General features: G+C 31.5%; 20 protein-coding genes. All 20 read right to left on the minus strand.

Annotation, left to right across the window (positions count from 1 at the left end; all coding sequences use genetic code 11):
• Window position 1 precedes the first annotated feature (1 nt).
• Window positions 2-616, minus strand: a complete 615-nt coding sequence (gene hisH, locus BMX49_RS14745) for an imidazole glycerol phosphate synthase subunit HisH (protein ID WP_034719409.1) — start codon at window positions 614-616, stop codon at window positions 2-4.
• Entirely contained in the window at window positions 617-1750 is a 1134-nt protein-coding gene (locus BMX49_RS13080) for an N-acetyl sugar amidotransferase (protein WP_034719407.1), read from the minus strand.
• 142 nt (window positions 1751-1892) lie between these two features.
• Complete coding sequence (locus BMX49_RS13085; RefSeq protein WP_034719404.1) at window positions 1893-2840, minus strand: NAD-dependent epimerase/dehydratase family protein; 948 nt, start codon at window positions 2838-2840, stop codon at window positions 1893-1895.
• A complete protein-coding gene (locus BMX49_RS13090) occupies window positions 2833-3942 on the minus strand; it encodes a glycosyltransferase family 4 protein (protein ID WP_051803725.1) in 1110 nt (369 codons plus the stop codon). Before BMX49_RS13090 ends, BMX49_RS13085 begins: the two co-directional genes overlap by 8 nt.
• A 10-nt stretch (window positions 3943-3952) precedes the next feature.
• Complete coding sequence (locus BMX49_RS13095) at window positions 3953-5281, minus strand: hypothetical protein (protein ID WP_034719403.1); 1329 nt, start codon at window positions 5279-5281, stop codon at window positions 3953-3955.
• Window positions 5282-5292: 11 nt separating this feature from the next.
• Window positions 5293-6501, minus strand: a complete 1209-nt coding sequence (locus BMX49_RS13100) for a glycosyltransferase (RefSeq protein WP_177169195.1) — start codon at window positions 6499-6501, stop codon at window positions 5293-5295.
• The gene (locus BMX49_RS13105) at window positions 6498-7745 is read right to left on the minus strand and encodes an O-antigen polymerase (RefSeq protein WP_034719398.1); all 1248 of its coding nucleotides are present in this window, start codon (window positions 7743-7745) and stop codon (window positions 6498-6500) included. The genes BMX49_RS13100 and BMX49_RS13105 overlap by 4 nt, the downstream gene beginning before the upstream one ends.
• Window positions 7746-7750: 5 nt before the next feature.
• Window positions 7751-9079 carry a hypothetical protein gene (locus tag BMX49_RS13110; RefSeq protein ID WP_034719397.1) on the minus strand — a complete coding sequence of 443 codons (1329 nt, stop codon included), beginning with the start codon at window positions 9077-9079 and terminating at the stop codon, window positions 7751-7753.
• The gene (locus BMX49_RS13115) at window positions 9066-10316 is read right to left on the minus strand and encodes an oligosaccharide flippase family protein (protein WP_034719395.1); all 1251 of its coding nucleotides are present in this window, start codon (window positions 10314-10316) and stop codon (window positions 9066-9068) included. The genes BMX49_RS13110 and BMX49_RS13115 overlap by 14 nt, the downstream gene beginning before the upstream one ends.
• 10 nt (window positions 10317-10326) lie before the next feature.
• Window positions 10327-11061: an SDR family oxidoreductase gene (locus BMX49_RS13120; RefSeq protein WP_034719394.1), complete on the minus strand. Its 735-nt coding sequence runs from the start codon at window positions 11059-11061 to the stop codon at window positions 10327-10329.
• On the minus strand, window positions 11058-11960 hold the full coding sequence (locus BMX49_RS13125; protein WP_034719392.1) for a Gfo/Idh/MocA family protein: 903 nt from the start codon (window positions 11958-11960) through the stop codon (window positions 11058-11060). Before BMX49_RS13125 ends, BMX49_RS13120 begins: the two co-directional genes overlap by 4 nt.
• Window positions 11960-12682, minus strand: a complete 723-nt coding sequence (locus BMX49_RS13130) for an acylneuraminate cytidylyltransferase family protein (protein ID WP_034719390.1) — start codon at window positions 12680-12682, stop codon at window positions 11960-11962. Before BMX49_RS13130 ends, BMX49_RS13125 begins: the two co-directional genes overlap by 1 nt.
• A gap of 3 nt (window positions 12683-12685) precedes the next feature.
• The gene (locus tag BMX49_RS13135) at window positions 12686-13732 is read right to left on the minus strand and encodes a nucleotidyltransferase family protein (RefSeq protein ID WP_034719388.1); all 1047 of its coding nucleotides are present in this window, start codon (window positions 13730-13732) and stop codon (window positions 12686-12688) included.
• Window positions 13719-14828 carry a UDP-N-acetylglucosamine 2-epimerase gene (neuC, locus tag BMX49_RS13140; RefSeq protein WP_034719386.1) on the minus strand — a complete coding sequence of 370 codons (1110 nt, stop codon included), beginning with the start codon at window positions 14826-14828 and terminating at the stop codon, window positions 13719-13721. Before neuC ends, BMX49_RS13135 begins: the two co-directional genes overlap by 14 nt.
• Window positions 14825-15838: an N-acetylneuraminate synthase gene (gene neuB / locus BMX49_RS13145; protein ID WP_034719384.1), complete on the minus strand. Its 1014-nt coding sequence runs from the start codon at window positions 15836-15838 to the stop codon at window positions 14825-14827. Before neuB ends, neuC begins: the two co-directional genes overlap by 4 nt.
• 8 nt (window positions 15839-15846) lie before the next feature.
• Window positions 15847-16494 (minus strand): NeuD/PglB/VioB family sugar acetyltransferase, encoded by a 648-nt coding sequence (locus BMX49_RS13150; protein WP_034719382.1) that lies wholly within the window; start codon window positions 16492-16494, stop codon window positions 15847-15849.
• The gene (locus BMX49_RS13155; RefSeq protein WP_034719381.1) at window positions 16491-17639 is read right to left on the minus strand and encodes a LegC family aminotransferase; all 1149 of its coding nucleotides are present in this window, start codon (window positions 17637-17639) and stop codon (window positions 16491-16493) included. Before BMX49_RS13155 ends, BMX49_RS13150 begins: the two co-directional genes overlap by 4 nt.
• A gap of 4 nt (window positions 17640-17643) precedes the next feature.
• A complete protein-coding gene (locus BMX49_RS13160; protein WP_198412565.1) occupies window positions 17644-18831 on the minus strand; it encodes a UDP-N-acetylglucosamine 4,6-dehydratase in 1188 nt (395 codons plus the stop codon).
• A 9-nt stretch (window positions 18832-18840) separates the two neighbouring features.
• Complete coding sequence (locus tag BMX49_RS13165) at window positions 18841-21198, minus strand: GumC family protein (protein WP_034719377.1); 2358 nt, start codon at window positions 21196-21198, stop codon at window positions 18841-18843.
• A gap of 19 nt (window positions 21199-21217) precedes the next feature.
• Window positions 21218-22003: a polysaccharide biosynthesis/export family protein gene (locus tag BMX49_RS13170; RefSeq protein WP_034719375.1), complete on the minus strand. Its 786-nt coding sequence runs from the start codon at window positions 22001-22003 to the stop codon at window positions 21218-21220.
• Window positions 22004-22007 lie beyond the last annotated feature (4 nt).

Below are 22007 nucleotides of genomic sequence, written 5' to 3' on the forward strand. Positions count from 1 at the left end.
GCTAAAGTTTAGCAAAATTATGGAGTAAAATCTCACCATAATGGTGGCTTTTCTCTGGATGGAACTGTATTCCATATTTATTTCCGTGATGTGCTGCGGAGGCGAATTCTATTCCGTAATCAGAAACTGCCATCACATCATTGGGATTATTACATTCAAAATAGTAGGTATGTAAAAAGTAAAAAATTGCATCATTTTCTAATCCTTTAAAAAGTGGCATTTTGCTCACTGGTTTCACATCGTTCCAACCCATGTGTGGAAGACGTGTGACCTGATGGATTTTGGTTTCATCGAATTTCTTGACGGAAGCATCGATCCATTTTAAACCTTCCACTTCTCCTTCATCACTATAATTAGCCATCATCTGCATGCCGACACAAATACCAATTACTGGGATTTTTTTATCGATTACTAAGTGATCTAACTTCTCTCTCATACCAGAGTTATTTAGTTTGGTCATAGCATAATCAAAATGTCCAACTCCAGGAAGAATCAGTTTTTTGGCTTCTTCTAAATCTGCGGCAGTTTTGGCAATCTGTACTGGAACACCTAATCTTTTGTAAACATTCACAAAAGCGTTTATATTCCCGACGCCGTAATCAATAATTGTGATCATTTATCTAAAGAGTCTTTTTTCTAATCCAAGTTTCTGCATCGCCTGAGCTCCTAATTTAATCAGTCCCATTTTATTTTTATAATTCTTGTAGGTTTTATTTTCACCTTCAAAAATCTGTTGCAACTCATCGGTCGTCAAATCTAATTTATGAGCCACATATTCAAATTCTTTCTGTAAAAACCCCTCTGAAAGCTCTGGTTTTGAAACCCTTTCCAATGCTTCTTCACGTGTCATTTGTCCTGTTAAAATTAAACTTGAAAAATGTGCTTTTCTTTTTTGATATCCAAATTTTCTTGGCAACCAATAATCTTCATAGAATCTTGTAAATCTAGATTCATGGTGTTTATGTTGGAATGGCTCCCAACCAAATTTATCCATCAATAATTTCTCGGCATCTTTTTTAATGTAAGGGATTAGATTGAGGGGTTTAAAAACCTCCATTCCATAAACATATTTATAAATAATTTTATAAGATAGAATATCAACTAATGGAAAGGTTTTAAGTGGTTTTTTACCAAATTTATTATGGATGTCTCTAACTAACGTAGTGTCGATCCCAGGGAAGCCACCCCATTCTTCTGGTTCACGACAACATTCTGTGGAAAAATTTCCACCTGTTAAAACGTAATTGATTTTATTTTTTCTGGCAAATTTATAGAGACCTGAAAAGAAGGCGTAATCCTGGGGTAAATCCTGGTCAGCAATTTGAGATTTTAAAAATGAGGTTTGCAGATCTTTCATTTCTTCCCAATTGATTACTTCTGTGTAAAGGTCTAAATCTAAACCATTAATCAACTTCTCGATGTTACCAACTGCTTTATCGGTATTCCAGCCAGCATCAACGTGAAAAATAAGGGGACGTATTCCCATTACTTCTTTGGCAATATATGCGGCGTATGAACTATCTAAACCACCGCTTAATCCAATAATACAATCAAAGTCTTTGTTTTTGCTGGTTTTTTTAATTTTATCAGCAATCTTCATCAGCTCGTCATATCCCTGCTGATCTGTGTGCCAGTTGGGTTCGATATTTTCTTTGTAATTGGTATAATAATCACTCTCTCCTTTTTCATTGAAAACGATATTGGGATCGGTGGTATCCATGATTGTCTTGGTGCAAATTTGATATGGCATAAAATATATTTAATAAATCTAGCAAATTTAAAGTAAACCAACTTATTACATAGTATAAAATTACTTTTTTGCCAAATAAGAACTTTTAAATCTTTTTATTGTATTTTTTTAATTAATAACTTCGAAAAATACCAATTTAGTTTTAATTATTATGTTGTTGCTGAATCCATTCCCATACTAAAACTAATCCTTCTTCTAATTCTACGACTGGCTTCCAACCTACATGATCATGTAATTTTGAAATATCAAGTACATTATAAATGCAATCAAAACTTCTGGCTGGTTTGTGATTTAAATGTATCTCTTTTTGAGTAACCTTCTCTATTAAATTTAAAACCTCAAAAATTGCAGTTGGTTTTTGACTACCAACATTGTAGATTTCAATATTAATATTTTCAGACGGTTGCAAAATTAACGATTTAACAGCACTTGCTAAGTCATCTACATATATAAAATCTCTATAAATCTTACCTTTATCAAATAAGTTAATAGATTTATCAGTCATAACTGCATTCAGCGTAAAACCAATAATTCCTTGAGGCTTAGAAAAGTTCTGAAATTTGCCATATACATTTGATGGTCTTAATATGAGGCATTTAAAATCACTCTTTCTGGAAAAATAATCTATATATTGTTCTGACACAATTTTAGACAACCCATATGCAGAGATAGGTACTTTTGGATCTTGTTCTTTTAAATCTCTAAAATCTCCTGCGTCACCATATATTGTTCCACCAGAAGAAATATATATAAACTTCTCCAATTTTTTAAGTTCTGAACTTTTCTCTAAAAAATGTACTAAAGATGTTGTATTAAAAATAAAGTCATCAACTACGCTATTCATTGTTGCAGCAGGAACCAACTCATTAACAAGCCATACAATATACTCACAATCCTTCACTGAAGAAATAAGTTCATTCGTATTATTGACATTAATTAAGATTTCTTCTATATCGTCATCCTGAAAATTTCGCCTTACAATAGGGCGTTTTGTAATGATTTTTATCTCAAAAGATGAATTTTTTAAATAATTGGCAAGATTGGTTCCTATAAATCCGCCCCCGCCGATTAGAGCTATTTTCTTATTCATTTGTTTTGTTATAGAAATTCAAAAAAATTTTATCAATTTTATCCTGAAATATAGTAGACCTGTATTTAATTTTGGCTTCATTTTTATTTTTTTGTCCAAATAATTTAAGCTTTTCTTTCTCAAATACACTATTTTCAAGCGCTATTCTTAAAGATTCTACGGATTTTTTCTTAGCTAGGAATCCGTTTTCTTTGTCTTTAAAAATATAAGGAATACCGCTATGTTCACTGGATATAACCGCACATCCGGTAGCATAAGCTTCTAAAATACTTATTGGTTGACCTTCAAAGGGATAATAGGTCGGAAGACAGAAGACGTGAGTATTGCAATACAAATCTCTTTTTGCATTTCCATCTATAAATTTACCTAAGTATTTAATTCCATTTTCAGGTTGTATTTTTTTCAAGAATTCTACTTCTGATTTTCTTGACTCGAAGCCCCCTACAAATGTAACTTTAATTTGCTTTTTGTAAAACTCATTTAATTCTAAATAAGCTTCCAAAAGCTCTTCATATCCTTTACCTGGTATGAGATTACTCAAGTATAAAACTTCAATTATTTCAATATTTTCATATTTAAAGTCAATTTCGTTATCGGTAACAAATAAAAAATCTTCCGCAAAATTAGGAACAATATGAATATTAGCAGGCACTACAACTTTTGAGAATGTCTCAAAATTTAAAGGGCCTTCTACAATTACACCACCAATCTTTTTCAGAAAAAATTTATTAAGTATTGTCATTATACCATTACCATTGATGATTGTGGTCATACCAGCACCGCCTAACATATGGATAAAAATTTTATCTAAGTCTCTGTAACAAATTACATAAATAAATAAATCTCTGAGATTTCCAAGGAATGATTCTGCAATAGACACATAAATTAAATCATTCTTCTTTCTATTTTGTAAAACCTGTTTTATTACTGAAAATATATCACTTATTCGTGACAAGGAAATTTTTCCATTCTTTAAATTTTTTTTGCTTAAGTTAACAACAGAAACGTCGTATTTTTTCTTTACCATTTCCAATACCATATTTGATGCTTTTGATTGACCATCAATTGGTGGAGGTATAGGTGCAATAAATAAAATTTTCATGATTATTGTACTATTTGAAATTTACTTTGTTACTATTAACCTTAAATTCTTGCGGTATATGTGACTTATTTATAGTTCTTTTCGTTATGTTAATCGTTGAATTGTGGATTGATTCGCCTTTGTAATTAATGATTTTAACATCAGTATTCGTAGAAGTTCCGGCTATATCAAATGTAAAAAGATTATTCTCAGTTCTGTTTTTTAAGTTAAATGGTTCATCGATACTCCCCACTGCCCCAATCCATATTTTTTCATCTACATTTCCAACGTCACCTATTATGCTAATAGTGGTTTCTTTACTATAGTTGGACAAAAAACCAAAAAGTCTTGTATCATCTATTTTCCACAATTTATTCTTATTGTCCCTTAAACTTTCTATTTTACTATCGCTTTTGCGAACTTTGAAATTATAGACCCCACCAATAACTCTAGAGAACCGGACGAACTGTTGACAATTGGTCAGAGATGCTGAGACATTCATATTTAATTTGGAATTTATATTTATATTTTCGGAAGCATCTCCAAAATCCATTGAAAATCCTTGATAAGCCTTGTTCACAATTAGATTATTAATGACAATATCCATCTTCTCTTTTAGTAAGTCACTTACATGTGCAGCATCAAACCGAAAACCGTAGGCACAATTTTCTACTGTAATATTGGTTGCTTTAAAAGAACCTTTTATGGTTTTTCTATTTGCCGAAAATTGCATGGTTAGACCTTTTCCTCCATCTATATATCCAGTCTTATCAATTCCTGGAAGATCATAGATATAAAGATTCTCCAAATTAATATTATCATAACCATTAGTTACTGACACCCCATTCGATCCTGATTCGATTTCTGACGAGAGTTCTGCACTAATATCAAAATTTTTAATAGTTAGATTCTTTAGCATATTGAGCTGAAGTACATCTGCCCCGCTACTAGAACTAGTAATTAACAAGGTTCCCCTTCCTGCTCCGAAAATTGTGATTCCATTACAGTCCCGCAAGACATTAGTATTCAAATCATCCTCTCTAAATGGGAAATTTCGCTCTCCAACATCATAAATTCCTTTCGGAAAATAAAGATCTGATTTTGTTTTGATGCAATATTCAAAAGCTGTTTTCAATTTTAACCACCGATCAAATTTTACGGTTGCATTCTCACTATGATTTATCCTACCATATATGCCAAACTTTTGAACGTTAATGACAGGATTGTTTTTAGTGCGAATTAATTCGCTTTCAATCTCTATATTTTTTTGTGAAGAATAAACAGAAGTACAATTTGCCAAGACAAGTATAAAAATGAGAACTAGTGTTTTTCCAAAAATAATATCTGTTAACGTACGCATAATTAAATTTTTTACTTTTCCTTAATAAATTTCTGTAAATTCCTTACAATGGAAGCTACTTGTTTTTTATAATTTTTCTCGTTCACAACGAATTCCTTACCTTTCTGACCAAAGCTATAAAGCTCCTCTTTATCTTTATTTAAGCAGAACTCTAAAGCATGTCTAAACCCATCATAATCTTCGTTTTCTATAAAATAAAACTTATTTAAATAATCATCTGGTATTCCAGGCAGTCTTGTCGTGAGAGTTGGAGTTCCCGAAGAAAGATACTCCATAAGTTTCGAAGGAAACGAATATTTTGTATATTCTTCAGACGAAAATCTAGGGTTTACTAACAGTAACGCTTTCTTTTGATATTCCAGAATTTGTTCGTTAGGCAGAGAACCAAAATATTTGATCCTACTATCTTCTAAGGATTGAGCTTTAATAGCAGGGACAGCGTCTCCACTACCGAAAAACCAAATTTCATAATCTCCTTTAATTTTTGAAAAGGAGTTTAATAGTTTGACAACTCCAAATTTTTCAAATAATGCTCCAGAATACATCACAGCATTTTTAACTTCTTTCTGGTTTTCTAATGTTTCATTTACGTTATTAATATCCACCAAACCTTCCATAACAGAAAATGGTTTCTTTGGAAAGATATCTCTCATATATTTCGTGATAAAAACATAATAATCCAGTAAACTAATCAGTTTATTCGCGAGAAAAACATATGTAGGGATAAGTTTTTTTTTGAAATAGCCATCATTATCTGAGTATGAAAATTCATAGGATGGCATGTCTGGAATAAAGGAAACGTATTTCACTTTTGTAAAAACTTTTAAAGGAATCATCGAAAATAAAAATGGTAAATAGAGAAATGTAAACACGACGATTCTATCTTCGTTTCGATATTTAAAAGACCATTTTAAAATGTAGAGTAAAACATATAATGAAATTGTAATTTGTTTGATTAAAATAATATTAATAAATTTTATATAATTAATATTATTTATTTTTCCTTGCGCCCATACGATTTTTTTACAATTTGGAAAAGTACCAATCGGAGCCAAAAACAGATGCTTGGAGTCTTCTCCTATATTCTCTCGAAAACCTTTTGAAATAAGATTAGAATATTTTACCGCTGCAATAGAAATTTTAGAATTAGATTTAGAAACTTTATTAAATTTTTCAATAAGTTCTATTTCGAGGTATGTTCCAATTATTAACACTTTCATATTTTTTCTTTTTTCATATAAAGCCATAACGGAACTAATAAAATAAAAGCAATAAATATTCCTCCAAGCTGATTATAAAATATTGACATTAAAGGAATTTGGATTAGCAATCCGATAAGAAATAAATTTTTCAAATCAATTGCACCATTTTTTGGTCTTATTTTCCGTACTGAGAAAAAGTATACTATACATAATAATATACTGCCGACAATACCGTAATCATAAACAGCATAGGCGGTGAAACCATTAAAACTATATGAATAATGCTTAGGCCAGAGCTTTTGTCGATATTTTATAGCTTCATGATTATCCATAGGACTATTAAAAAAAGATGAAATAGACTGGTAGGTCAGTTTGCCATCGAAACCCTCTCCTTCGTAAATTTCCAAAACCTCATACCCGTTAAAGAATCCCTGTGAAGCATAATCTAAGTAACTGAATGTTACGGGATCTTGTGTTAAAGCGTCATTAGGTATAGTCTTCGAATAAGTTTTAACGGCTTCTCTGTCTTCATCAAATCTTCTTTGTGAAATATCAATGAAATATCCTACAGATATCGTCATAATAACTATCAAAGATATTTTAATAGTTTTCTTAACAGCATTTGTTAAGGCTCCGTAAAGAAGGTATAGCATGCTAAAATAGAGAAACACGAATTGTAAAACAACCGCTCTAGAAAAGAAAGTTAGCCCATATAAAACAATATTTAATGAAAAAACAAAACAAAGTATTGAAAGCCAATATTTTTTTTTATAAAGATAATAAAAATGGAGCGGTAACATAAAGTATGAAAAATAGTAAAAGAGAATTGAGATGTTGAAAAAAACGGTAGGAAAAGGCAACATATTATAATAGAAATCTGTTGAAACTCCTTCTGCATATTTAAATTCATTAACATCTTTAATGGTCGTCATCACGACAATTGTAGTAATTAAAAACACAATAAATACAAAGAAATTAATCACTATTAAAAATTTTGTGATAATATTCAACCTCACTGAATTAATCGATTTAATTTCTTTAATGCCATAATAATATTTCCAAGGAAGGATAATGAGTGAAAGAAGAAGTGACATTATCATGAGCCTTGATAAATCTTCAATAGTGGTGATTTCTATAAATCTACCAATAAAAAACGTTCCCAGTAAGGAGACTAGTTGAATAGCCAACAGTACAATTGCGACTGATTTATTTTTTAACAAGACAAGAAGCAAAAACAAAAAATATATAAAAAGTAAAATCATTTATTTTAGTTAATAGAATTTAATAGATTATCCGAGAAATTTAGTGTAACCGACTTCCCATTATCGTTTAACGAAGATGTATATTTATTTTCTGTCGATAAAATAATTGGAGTACATCCAAATAATTCAGCTTCAAATAAAGTAGTTGAATAAATACCTATCACATACTTAGCTTCTTTCAATAATTTATAGATGGATTCTTCATTTTTCAAAATTATCAAATTATCATATCTGTTAAGATTTTTGGCAAGTTTTGAATCAAAAAAATGATCGAATTCCATAGGATGCAATTTATAATAAAATTGATAATCTGGCATTAAAGGTACATTCTTTAAAATAAATTCCTTAATCTTTTCGGAATGAAAGGGCTGGGAAGCTACTAAAATTGTTTTGCTATTTCTAACAACATCCCTATATTTATTCTTCATATAATCAAGATGATTATGTGGGTTAGATATAATATAATCTTTTCCCAGAGGAAGCTTACCGGTATTATGTTTGAAATCTTTCCATTCATAGAATTTGGAGGGAAAATATTTCATTTTATTCTCTTCAGAATTGGGGAAGTGATACGTCAGCGCTTCTTTAATAATTAAACCATGTTGTAATTCAACAGTTTCGATATTTAAATCTTTAGCCGCTGAAATTAATGCAGCGTAATCGGAATAATTTACCAGAAAAATTTGTTTTGGTAATTTTAACCAAAGTAATTTTAGATAGGTGATCTTTTCAGATTTAAAAATTTTATACTCGGTTGTTATAATTTCTTTCAGGTCAATATTAATTTCTAAATGATCACAAATATCTTTCTCTATTTTTTTAATTAAATCAATATCGTTTTGAGAAAAGACCAATTTAATAAAATTACTAATTCCTTTCGAAATTAATTTTATACCATCAATATGGTGGTATTTAGAGCTTTTCTCATTATTTAAATCATATTTAAAATTTGTTTCAAAACGCTCAAAAGATATGTTTTGTTTTCTAAAATCTTGGCAAAGGAAATAGGTATATATATCAGCATATATATCATCAATCATATATTTTCTTCCACTTTCGAAGATAATAATATCACCTTTAAATCTAGATAAAAAGGGATTTCTCAATATTGCGTTTCTCCAGATTCTTTTTAATTGATTTTCTATTCTTTTTAATGTACTAACTCTAGAAAAATCTCCAAATGATTCATCGGCCATTTTTTCCTGCAAGAGTAGATAAATCTTTAATCTTATGAGTTCCCATACAAAAACACCATTTATTTCCCACTGCAATAAATCGTGTTTTTTTTCAACTTTTAATAAATAATTTGAAATATCTATTTTATTTTCTAACATATTGTGATTTTACTGTTGCAAAATAAACCAGAATGTAACCATTAATCAAATTGATAAAATTGGCAATTAACACTCCGTAAGCGATACCCATAATTTTATTGTCTGAATAATACATAAATACAAAAGGGCAAATAACAAGTAAGAGAGAGAAAATGGTATGATAAATTACAATAAGTTTCCATTTTTTCATACTTAACAGAACATTGACTCCAATAACACTCCCATTAAAAACGCCAGCAAAAAATAAAATCTGCATCACTGGAACCGACTCAATGTAATTTGGAAAGAAAGCCTCAGTAACGTAAGGGATTAATAATGAACCTATAATTGCGAGAATTAGCAAACCCAAAAATATAAGACTAATATTTTTTTTTAAATATATCCACAATTGGACAGCGTTGTTATTTTTTGCAAAATTCTCGGTCATTGTAGGATAGATATAACTTGCAATAGAACCTGAAAACAAGGTGATAGAACTAAAACCCAAGTAAGCAAAAGAATATATACCCATCGCCGAAATATCTAAATATTTCAAAATTAATAATCTATCAAAACTCGTTGCAACTGATTGTACATAAGCCAAAATGAATATCGGCAAACCAGTTTTTATAAGTTTCAGGTACAATTTCTTATCAAAAAAAAATTTAACAGGAAAAGGTCTATAATAATGAAGTAATGCAACATAAATAGCTAGAACAATAATACTCTTTATAAGTAATCCATAATAAGCATAATAAATGATGAATACGATTGTAGTTAAGTTTACTAATGCTTGAACAATATTTATTATTGAAAATCTAAAAAATGATTGCTGTGTTCGAAAAGTTGCTGTAATAAAATCTTGGTAAAATGAAAAAGTAACCAAAACAACTATTGCGATGGCTCCGTAAAAAAACTTGGGAGTATCTGGTGTAAAAAACAATAGATAAAACCCTCCTGCTAACGCTAATAAGGCAATGCATACCGCAATATAAGATTGGGTAGTCTGTACTAATTTTTCCGCCTTTTCATTATCTCCTTTACCTATTGCTAATGGCAGCTCAAGGTTTAAACCATTTACAATACCTAATTGCAGAATTATGGTATAGGTGAGTATCAGATTAAAGGAACTCCAGATTCCGAAATCACCAGGTGTTATAAATTTTGCAATTGCTAATCCAACAAGTAACTGAACTCCCGATTTAAATACTGAACTCGCCGAATAAATTATTGATGTTTTTTTTAGAAATTTTATCATATTTATAGGGCTAAATAGCCGTCCAACCACCGTCAACTATAAGATTTTGTCCTGTAATATATTGTGCTTCATGTGATAATAAAAATGATATCGAAGGAGCTATATCTTTGGGAGACCCCATTCTTCCCATTGGAACTTTATTCTCGTAATTGTTTACAAATATTGGATCTTGATTATCAAAAATACCTCCCGGTGATACACAGTTAAATCTAACTCCCTTGCTCCCATAATAAGCTGATAAATAGCGTGTAAAATTAATAATCCCCCCTTTTATCGCAGTATAAGCAGGAGCTGTTTTTATTTTCGTATTTTCGTACAACGACATGTCGTTCCCAACAACGCCATATATAGATGCCATACTAACTACAGACCCCTTCGATTCAATTAAATAAGGAGCTATTTTCTGTATAAATAAAAAAACTGCATTCATCTGCATGTCAACGTTTTTTTGCCAAGTACTGTATTGAATTTCTTCAAATACAGCTCCCCAATCTTCAGTTCTTGGATAAGCATTATTAACAAGTCCATCAATTTTACCAAAATTTTGGTAAACTAAACTAATGGTTTCTTCGACAGAGATTTCCGAAGTAATATCAGCTTTTATATTTCTATTTTTCAAATTGGTTTCTACGCCGATGTCCACATTTATTGCAATGCCACCTTTAGATGTAATGTCTTTTATAATCTCACGTCCCAATAAACCAGATCCTCCCGTTACAATTATTACTTTTTTATCTAAAATCATAAACACATTTTTAAAATTTGATATGCTTCATTAATATCATTAAAGCTCTTCTTCTTTAATTTGATAACATCTATAAAATAACGAAGCTGACTTTCATAAGTCTCAATTGGATTTTGTTGACTTTGAAAAATTACTTTTCCATTCTCAGAAACTGTATTGTTTAAAAGATCTACTAAAATCGTTTTATCATCAGTTACAATTTCTAACTTTCTTTTAGCATCTTTTCTATAATAGTTTAAAATAACTGAAGAAACAAAGTCGTCATATTCCAAAGTATAATTGGCATAATCAACAGCGTCGATTTTTAAGGAAGAATTGCTTTTAAAAATCTTTGAAATTTTGGTTGGTTTGCCAAAAAGCCAGTACAAATAGTCCAGCTCGTGAATTAAATCCAAATGTACACCTCCACCCATTTTTCTATTGGCACTATAAACCAATCTAAAGTCTGTATCTGGTCTCCAATCGGGTAAATAGGAACCGCAATAACTGTTTACTTCATTAATCTTTTTCCCTTTTACAAAATCTTTTGTAAATAGTAAACAATCAAAAAATCGCAGATTACATGCTACATAAGTTAAAATTCCATTGTCATTTACCGTATTTATAAGATGTTCTTTTTCAAGTTCATTAAACAATGGTTTTTCAATAAAAAGAGGAAAACTAAATTTAATTAAATTATTGATAGCTTCCGCGTGCAATGATGTTGGATTAGAAATAATTGCAAAGTCAAAATTTATTTGCGGAATTTTCGAATAATCATATAGATTATTTACACCATATATTTTTGGTGAAGTCAATGAAGATCTAAGAGCAAATATCTCAAAAGTGCTGTCAATTAATCGCAATGCGTTAATGTGCTTCATTGCTATAGAACCTAGACCAACAATTAATACCTTCATTATATTTCAAAATTGAGTTTGTTGTTTGACAATAAAAATTCCATAAAATCAAAATCAATTGGATGATCTAAGTCAAAACATGGATGGGGAACTTCATAAATTAAAGATTTACCTGTTATTGCACTTTTAAAATTATTAATAAAAAAAGTATTCCTGTAAATATAAAATGATGCGTTTACATCATACACTTTTGGAGCTGACTGTCGAGTTAAAAATGCACCTTTTTTTGAGGTGGTAAAATAACCGAATTCATCTTCTTCTACCATATTAAAATATGGATTTCTGTTTGCAGGACTTACAGAAAATATATTATAGGCATTTATATCATTTCTCAATAAGTCAAAAGCATTTTTAAGATCTCCTAATGTGCGCAACGGAGAGGTAACGTCTAAATCTAAAACATAGTCAAAAATGATGTTGCTTTTTTCTTCAGAGTATTTTTTAACATCTTTAATAGTTTCTATTTTCCCCGCAGTATCAGTTGCTAAAAACTTAGGTCTTTGATATTCTGTATCAATACCTAAATTAAAGTCATCAACTATCATTTTAATCTGGTCATCATCAGTAGAAAGTACGACTTTAGTTTCTTCAAATTCTCTCGCAAATTCAGTTGCAATTCTTATAGAATAATAAATTAAAGGTTTCCCATTAATCATTTTTATATTTTTACCAGGTATCCCTTTTGAACCACCTCTAGCGCAGATAGTAATTAAAATTGCCACTATTTAAAATTTTATTTGTTTAATATCTTCCTGTGCTTTTTTGAAATCCTCATGTTTGCCTATATCTAACCAATAACCTACCAAAGGGTAAGATATGACTTTTAAATTTTCGCTAATTAATTTTGCAATTAAATCGGTGGCATCAAAAAATTTCTCTTTAGGAAGATGTTCCAATACAGATTTTTTCATTAAGTAAATACCTCCATTCGAATAATAGGTATAGGTTGGTTTTTCTTTAAAACTTTTTATTTGTCCTGCATGTGTTTCTAAAACAGCATAAGGAATATTTACTTGGTAAGGAATTGTAACGACAGAAAAATCTGCATCCTTTTCAAAAAAGTCAAGGAATAAGTCCTCGTAATCTATATTTGTTAGAACATCACTATTCGTAACCAAAACATAGTCATGAGCGAAATTATCAATTTTGGAAACGGCTCCTATGGTTCCTAATGCTGTATCTTCCCAAACATAATTAATAGCTAAATTTCTTTCAGACCCGTTACCAAAGAAGCTTTCGATTTGCTCTCCTAAATACTTAACTGCAAACCAAAAATCATCAATACCATATAATGCAAGTCGATCAACATTATGCTCCATAATTGCTTTGCCTCCAACTTTTAAGAGAGGTTTTGGAGTTGTATCCGTAAGTGGCTGCAAACGCTTTCCTCTTCCTCCAGCCATTATTACAACATCTATTGGTAAATAAGATCTAATTTCTCTAAAATTAATTACATTAACGACCTTATCTTCACTATCAATAACAGGTAGTATCCTAAAGTTGCCTTCTCGATATTCGATAATTTTCTGAATATCTTGATCTCCCTTTCTAATAAATTTAGGATTTTCTTGAATTATGGTATCAACTTTTTTTTCAATAGTTACTTCTTTTATAAGAGCTCTTCTCACATCTCCATCGGTTAGAGATCCAATTAATTTGTCATCTTTATCAACTACAAATAAAATGGCATCCTCTGACAGTATATCAAGTCTTATTAAAGCTTCCTTAATAGAACTGCCTGAAAAAACAAGATGCTCTCTAAAGTTTCTCATATTCTTTTTTTAAAATTTCCGTTATTTTTAATGCCGTTTCTCCATCGCCATATATACTTGGAAAAGATACTCCAATTTTATTTTCTACATCTTTTACAGCTTGTAAAATTGCTTTGGATTGGATTGGAATATTAATTATGTTTTGAGTTATTATTCTGCCGTCTTGTCTATTACCAATATTAATCACCCATTTCGGGAAAAAAGATGCTTCCACGAAACCACTTGAAGTATTTCCAAGCATAAATTTGCAGTACTTCATACAGCTTAGATAGCCAATCATTCCAAAAGAATCCACAATTTTTAATCCAAAATTTTCCTCGCCATAATTTATAATAATATCTCTTATCTGATCTCCAATTGTATCTGCATTGGGCAGCGTTATTATAATTTGATATTTCTTAATTAAATCTGAAAATGATGATAATAGCTCGTAAATGTAATCTTCATTCTTTTCGAGATTAACTGTTTCAGGATGAAATGTGCATAAAATAGTAGGTAATGATAAATCAATTTTAAATTTTGATTGAAAATCTTTAATACTTAAATAATTAACTTTTTTTAAATTTTCTATACTTAACGCACCAACATTAAAGGTTTGAGCTTCAGGATTTATATGAATAGCTTTTTGCTTATAAATATTAGTGGAAACAAATAATAGATTGGACATCAAAGAAATAGCATGCCTATATACATTGTCTATTGCACCCAATGTCGTCTCGCCCGCATGCAAATGAGCCACCTTACAATTAAAAGGTGTAGTTGCAGTAACTGCAGCAAACATCTCGTATCTATCGCCCAAAGCAATTATATAATCGAATTCATTAATTGACCAGAAACTTGCAAAAATAGATATAGTCTCACCAATATTTCTTGAAATATCGAATGCGGAACTATTATTTAATGGTGTTTCAATATGGTGAACTGTCTTAAAATTTGATTGATTAATTTCATTTATTGTATAGCCATAGTCTTTTGATAAATGAGTTCCAAAAGCAATAATTTCTAATTCAAAGAAATCATCATTCTTTAAAATATTTAATAAGGGTAGATAAACTCCAAAATCAGCGCGAGAACTTGTTAATACTGCAATTTTCATATTTCAATTTGATCATCTTTATTAAAATCTTTTTTAGCTGCAGTATTTAGAATTTCGTCCCATTTAATTGCAGAAATTCCACTTCCAGGTCTTTTTACCGTTAAATTATTCTCAGTAAAGATATCTCCTTTTTTTATATTCACTTGCGCTACGATACTTTTTCTCGCGATAACTATATTTTTTAATTCAGAATTGGAAGGTCCTTTAATGCCGTTTCCAGCAATTGCCTTTTCGATATTTCTAATTGCAGAAACCATATTTTTTAGTTCCTCGGGTTCCAGAGAAGCAGCATGATCGGGTCCTTCTAAATTTTTGTCTAATGTGAAATGTTTTTCAATTATTTTTGCACCTAAAGCCACAGCAGCAATAGGAACATCTATACCCAAAGTATGATCGGAATAGCCGATTTCTGTAGCAAATTCTCTCTGAATATGCAGCATTGCTAACAAATTCACATCTTCAAAGGGAGTTGGATACTCGGTATTGCAATGCAGTATTGCGATGTTTTTTTTAGGAACTCCTTCTTCTTCGAAAACTGCAACAGCGTCTTTTATTTCTGATAAAGTTGACATCCCTGTAGAAATAATCACTTTTTTAAAAAGTTTAGCAGCTTTCCGTAAGTAAGGTAAATTTGTGATTTCGCCTGAGGGTATTTTCACAATTTCGAGACCGATATCTTTGAGATATTGCAAAGAATCTAAATCAAAAGCGGTTGAAAAAAAATTTATATTTTTTTTAATACAATACTGAATTAATTGCTCATGCTGTTCATGGCTGAGTTCCAATTTTTTCAGCATATCGAACTGAGATTCTTCTGCATTTTTTGTATTCTCAATTTGATAATCTGCTTTTTTTGCATTCTTACCAATTACTAACTCCGTTTTAAAGGTTTGAAATTTAACAAAATCTACACCTGCTTCCACTGCAACATCTACTAATTTGAAAGCTTTTTCTAAGCTACCATTATGATTGACTCCTGCTTCAGCTATGATAATTACTTCCTGATTCATTATTTATATTAATTTTTTTCTTTGGCTGGAATTCCAAAAACTTTTTTATTATCTTCTATATTAGAAACTACCATAGCGCCCGCAGCAATAAGTACATTTTTTCCTATTAGTAATCCAGAAATTACTTTAGAACCCAAAGCAAGTAAAGATCCTGAACCTATTGTTGAGTAAGCACCTATTGTCACTCCTGCAGATACCAATACGTTACTTTCGATTATTGTTTCATGATCAATTGAAGCAGAAGTTGCAATTATCGAATTATCTCCAATTTGAGCTTCAGTATTGATTACTACTCCTGGAAAAATTACTATCCCTTCTCCAAGTCGAACATTTTTAGAAATAATTGCAGTTGGATGAATAGCATTAATAAAATTAATTCCAAAACCTTTAACATAATGAAAAACTTTATCGCGAAGTATATTATCCTTATATCCTCCCAACCCCATTGCAGCTGAAAAGCCGTTGTTGTGAGAATAATTTTTTATAATTTCGTCAGAACCTAAAACTTGATATCCCAAAAAAGTATCTGTTTTGGTGAGGACATTAGATGTAACTCCAAATATTTCTAATTGACTTCCATTTAATATCATCTGTTCAATTATATCAATTACAACTTTCGCATGACCACCGCTTCCAACAATTATCACTTTTTTCATAATCTAGCGCTACTTGGGATATTAACTACTCTGTCTACGAGCCATTTGCTGTTTTCGAGACCATCATTCTGACAATTTTCGAACATGGGCAAACTCGACATCAAATCCCAGATTGGTCTAGTCATTACTCCATTTGCATTAGTTTTCGTCAAGAATTCGTCTCTTTCCATTTCATCGGGCAAGATAAGTGCATTTAACCAATGGTTTGCTGTACTATCTGTACATTCTGTGACAAAATGATAAGGGGTTTCTAAAAAAAAGGATTTATATTTCTCGGCAAGTTCTCTTTTATTTATTAAAATTTTATTTAATTGCTCTAATTGTGCACATGCTAAGGCAGCATTAAGGTTAGGCATTCTGTAATTATAGCCAATTTCGTCATGACTGAATTTCCAGGGATGCGGAATTTTTGCTTGTGTTGTCAAATGTTTTGCTCTCTTGGCAAGTTCCTCATCATCGGTGATTAGCGCTCCACCACCACCACAAGTAATGGTTTTGTTGCCGTTGAAACTAAAAATACCTATTTTTCCGAAAGTTCCGGTATGTTCACCTTTATAAAAGCTTCCTAAAGATTCTGCAGCATCTTCTATCAAGAAGATATTCCACTTTTTACAAATCTCCGCTAATTCTTCAATTCTAAGTGGAAATCCGAAGGTATGCATTGGAACACAGGCTGCTATTTTTTTTCCAGTGGACTTGTTATACGTAAAACCATCCGCTCTTATTTCGCCAAAATTTTCGAGAAATGTCCTTAAAGAGTTGGGAGACATTCCCATCGTATCTTTATCAACATCAACAAATACGCACTTTGCACCGATGTAACTAATCGCATTTGCGGTGGCGATAAAGGTAAGCGCTTGGGATAGCACTTCGTCTTCAGACTTAACTCCAGCTAAAATTAATGCGATGTGAAGCGTATTGGTCCCATTGACACAAGCAATGGCAAACTTGGCGCCAGTATATGCGGCAAAATCTTCTTCAAATTTATTTACAAAAGCACCAACAGAAGAAACAAAAGTAGAATCAATCGTTTCGTTCAGATATTTTTTTTCATTGCCTCCAAAATAGGGAGCATGCAGCGGAATAAAATCTTTGGTTCGGAACACCTCTTGGATAAATGCAATAGTTTGGTCAGTGATATCCATAACTTTACATTTTAGAATCTAAATATTTTCCTGTTTCTTTATGTCCAAAATCTGGAATCATCTTGAAGAAGATATCCACGATTTCTTGTTTATCCCATTTTCGGGCTGCTCTTAGATTACCAATGGTTGTTTCAAATAAGTTAAGTTTCTCTTCCTCAATATTTAACTCATTTTTTATAATTCCCAAGCTTTGGAAACGATCCATATCTAAAGTTTCACTCTCTGTATAAAATTCCTCAAAATCCTTTTCTCCTGTAGTATCACTTGCTGTAAAAAGACAAGGCCATTTTCCTAGTTGAGGTAAAGTGTCGATTAAAAACCTGGCTTGTGCCTCATCTTTACAAAGATAAGGTTCATACCCTACTTCCTTAAGATATTTTACTGCAATTTCTGCAAAGGTAACCAAATGTAAATTTTCACTTAATTTTGGAAAAAAAACGTCTCTATTTTCACCAAAGATGCACGACATTAAACATAATTCTCCTGATTCCTTCGGAGTTACAAAATAACGTTTAATATCATTGGGCGCGACAATCGGTTGCTTTTTTTCGATCCGCTTATTAAAACCATGCAACAACGAACCATCTGAAAACGCAACATTTGCGAAACGTGCGGTGGATATTTCTATTTCTCTACTTTTTCGCATCAGAAACATTTCCATAATACGTTTAGACGCACCCATCATATTTACAGGATTTGCTGCTTTGTCTGTGGATACACAGAAATATTTCTTAACCCCTTTATTGATAGATTGCTGCAATGTTTTATCAGTGTTGAAAACATTTACATCGATCATACGCATTAAAGTGTAGGGATCTTTTTCACTTCTTACGTGTTTTAAAGCAGAAAGGTTCAAGACATAATCAAACTCACCGTCAGCTTCCCAAAACGCCTCATATTCTAAAGATCCAATGTCTAAAGCGAATGTCTGAAAATCGCCCTTAATATAACCGAAAGAGCTACGAATATCCCGGACCAACTCCACCATATTATTTTCACTGATGTCAACAACATGAAGTTTTTTAGGATTGCGCTTAAATATTTCTTTGGTCGTTGCGGCGCCTATAGAGCCTGCTCCCCCAATAACAAGAAATGAAGAGGAAGAAATGATTTCCTGTAGTTTTTTTTCGTGCTTAAAAATATCTTCTTGAAATAATTCCTTGGTTCTACCGATGAGATTGAGAATATTCATTATGATACTTTAAAATTTATCCTTTAATTTTTGAAAAAAGCTCTTTTCTTCAGCAGCATAACCATATCCATATCGATTGCCGTATCCGAAGTTATTTTTACCAACACCGTTCAAAACAAATCCTACATTTTTAATTTTCTTTGCATTCACTTGTTTGTTGGCAAATTCAATCAATGGATTTTCGGTAAATTCAGATCGTAACACATATAAGGTAGCATCTGCCATTTGAGAGATTAAGAAAGTGTCTGTTACTAACAATAAAGGTGCAGTATCCATTATAATATAATCGTACTTAGACTTCAGTTCGTTTATCAACACTTCATACCGTCCGTTCGATAACAAATCAGCTGGATTTGGCGGGATGCTTCCAGAATAAATGACATCACAATGAGGATTAAGAAATGATAAGTGAAGTATATCTTCTATCTGAACACTCTCATCATATAGATATTCTGATAATCCTACTGATCTTTTTTTACTAGTATCGTAACGCTGTAATTGCGGATTTCTAATATCTGATCCGATGATTAATACCTTTCTAGAAATGTTAGCTAAGGTAAGTCCTAAATTGACAGATACAAAGGTTTTACCTTCTCCTTTTATGGTAGAAGTTACAAAGATTATTTTACTAGTTGATTTCTTTGGCAACATGTAATTCATGTTGGTAATAAGGATCCTGAATGCCTCAGCCATTGACGATAAATCATTGTGTGAAACTATATCAGCATCTCCCCTAGCAATTTTCGGCAATTCACCAATAACTGAAATTGTTGATAGTTTCTCAACATCTTTCTTATTACGAATTTTGTTATTAAGTAGTTCCTTTACGTAGATGTAAGAAAAAGGAAGTGCCAGACCCAAAAACATTGATGCCAATAGAGTCATTAACTTTTTCGGAGAAACTGGTCGGTCTGAACTAAATGCATAATCTACAATTTTTGCTTTAGGTGCCGTGACTGCTAAAGCAATAGCGGTTTCTTCTCTCTTCTGAAGCAACAACAGATACAAACTTTCTTTAATTTGCTGCTGTCTTTCAATACTTCTAAATAATTTTTCCTGAGCCGGGATTTTAACAATTTTAGAATTAACAATATTTTCTTTCTGTTGTAGCTGATTTCTTGTTAACACTAGAGCGTCTCTGTTTTTGGTGAGACCATCTGTGATCGATCTTCTTAAAATATTAATCTGCTTAGTAAGATCTTCTACGAGTGGATTTTGCGTGGTTGCATTTTCTAAAAGTCTGTTTCTCTCTAGAACTAACTGATTATAAGTTACGATATTTGACCCAGCAGTCTGATTGCTTAAACCAATATTGGAAGGAAGAGTTTGTCCCATTCCCTGTTTAGAAAGATATCCCGCAAGATCGTTCGTTAGTTGTAACTGAGTTTCAATATCAAGGAGAGCGGAACGGGCACTGGCAGAAGAATTTAAATTGATCGATGCCTCTGCTGCTAGATCAGTAATTTTATTAGCCACCTTAAAACGCTCTTTCTGACCTTCGACTTCGCCTAACTCATTTGCTATAATAGATACTCTGTCATCAATGAATGTTTTTGTTTTCATCGATTCCGAATTTTTATCATTAATTGCATCCGCGTTATACACTTCTACCAGCTTATTGATAATATTCTTAGCCTTTATCCTGTTTGCATAATTCATTGAAAGCTCAATGACTGTTGCATCTTTGTTAACAAGCTTAATATTAATTATTTTTTGAAACGAACTCACGGCAGCTTCCGTAGAGCTATAGCCTAAAGTCAGATCTTCTAATTTTTCTTCCTTCTTAGAAATGAAGTCAGGATTTTTTTGAATGATTATATTAGCGAAGGGTAGATTAACTGTTCTATTATACGAAGTGATGATTGGAGCTTTGAAATTTGCTGAAGTCAAAGTGATTTTATCATTATTAATAACTACTTCAATAGGAAAAATAGGATCTTCAAATAATTTCTCATTAATTACCTGAATTTTCAAAGGAGAAGTTTCCTTATAGAGTTCTTTGTCTTTCAATCCGTCTTTTGCAGAAACACTGGTCTGTAAACCTAACCTCACAACTACTTCACGCATCATTTTTTTTGATTTCAATAACTCTACTTCATTTTCTATGCTGTTCGTCCCCATAGAATTAAGACCGGATAGATCAGATAAAACCGCAAATTCTCCACCAGCTTTTTTGGCATCTGTGATCAAAATAGTGGATTTTATATTGTATACAGATTGAGTTTTTTTGAAATATAGAAATGCTAACGCAATTGATAAGAAAAGTGCTATTACAAACCACAGCCAGCGATGCAAATAAGGTTTAATAATTTCATTAAGACTAACACTTTTAGAAGTTTCCACTTCTGCACTTGAGATTTGGCTCATCGATAATATTATGAAAAAGTTATTTTTTGAAAATCGTAATGAAGATTCCTGCAAGCCCAATTATAGTACCCGCAATGGCGATATAAATACCGGTGTTAGGATCTTGTCTCGAAATTTTTTCCTTAGTTTCATTTGAAGAAACATAAATTACATCACCTTGTTTTAAAGTAAAAAAAGGAGAATTGATAAATTCTGAATCCATTAAATTGATACGCTCTTTCGTAATGTTTCCATTTTCGTTACGCACTAATAAAATATTATCTCTTTTACCGTATATAGACAAATCACCTGCAAGTCCAATTGCATTTAATAGAGTTGTTTGTGCCTCTGGAATAGAATATTGTCCTGGTCTGTTTACCTCACCCAGTATCGTTACCTTAAAGTTAGCTAATGTAACAGTAATAGTCGGATTTTTAACATACGCCGAAACTCTATTATGCAACTCACTCTTCAAATCTTCCAATGTTTTACCACTGGTACTAATGTTACCTATAACAGGAAATGAAAGATAGCCCTCCGAATCAACGAGATAAACCTTTTCTGCATTTGGGGTTGAAACAGAAGTTGGCAACTGATTATTGTAGTAATTTTGATTAAAGGGACGAACGACCTCCATATTCTGTGCAGTAACAAAAATAATTAAGCGGTCACCTTTTTGAATGGTGGAAGGAGTTTGTAATGCAACATCGGTTGCTATTTGCTCCACATTTTGCATATAATTAATCTTACTTGTTTTATCGACTGTCTTACAAGACGTTAGCAAAGTAAGCCAAATCACGAGTAATACAATAATTTTTACTTTCATTATT

The sequence above is a fragment of the Kaistella antarctica genome (genome assembly GCF_900109615.1).
GTDB lineage: Bacteria > Bacteroidota > Bacteroidia > Flavobacteriales > Weeksellaceae > Kaistella > Kaistella antarctica.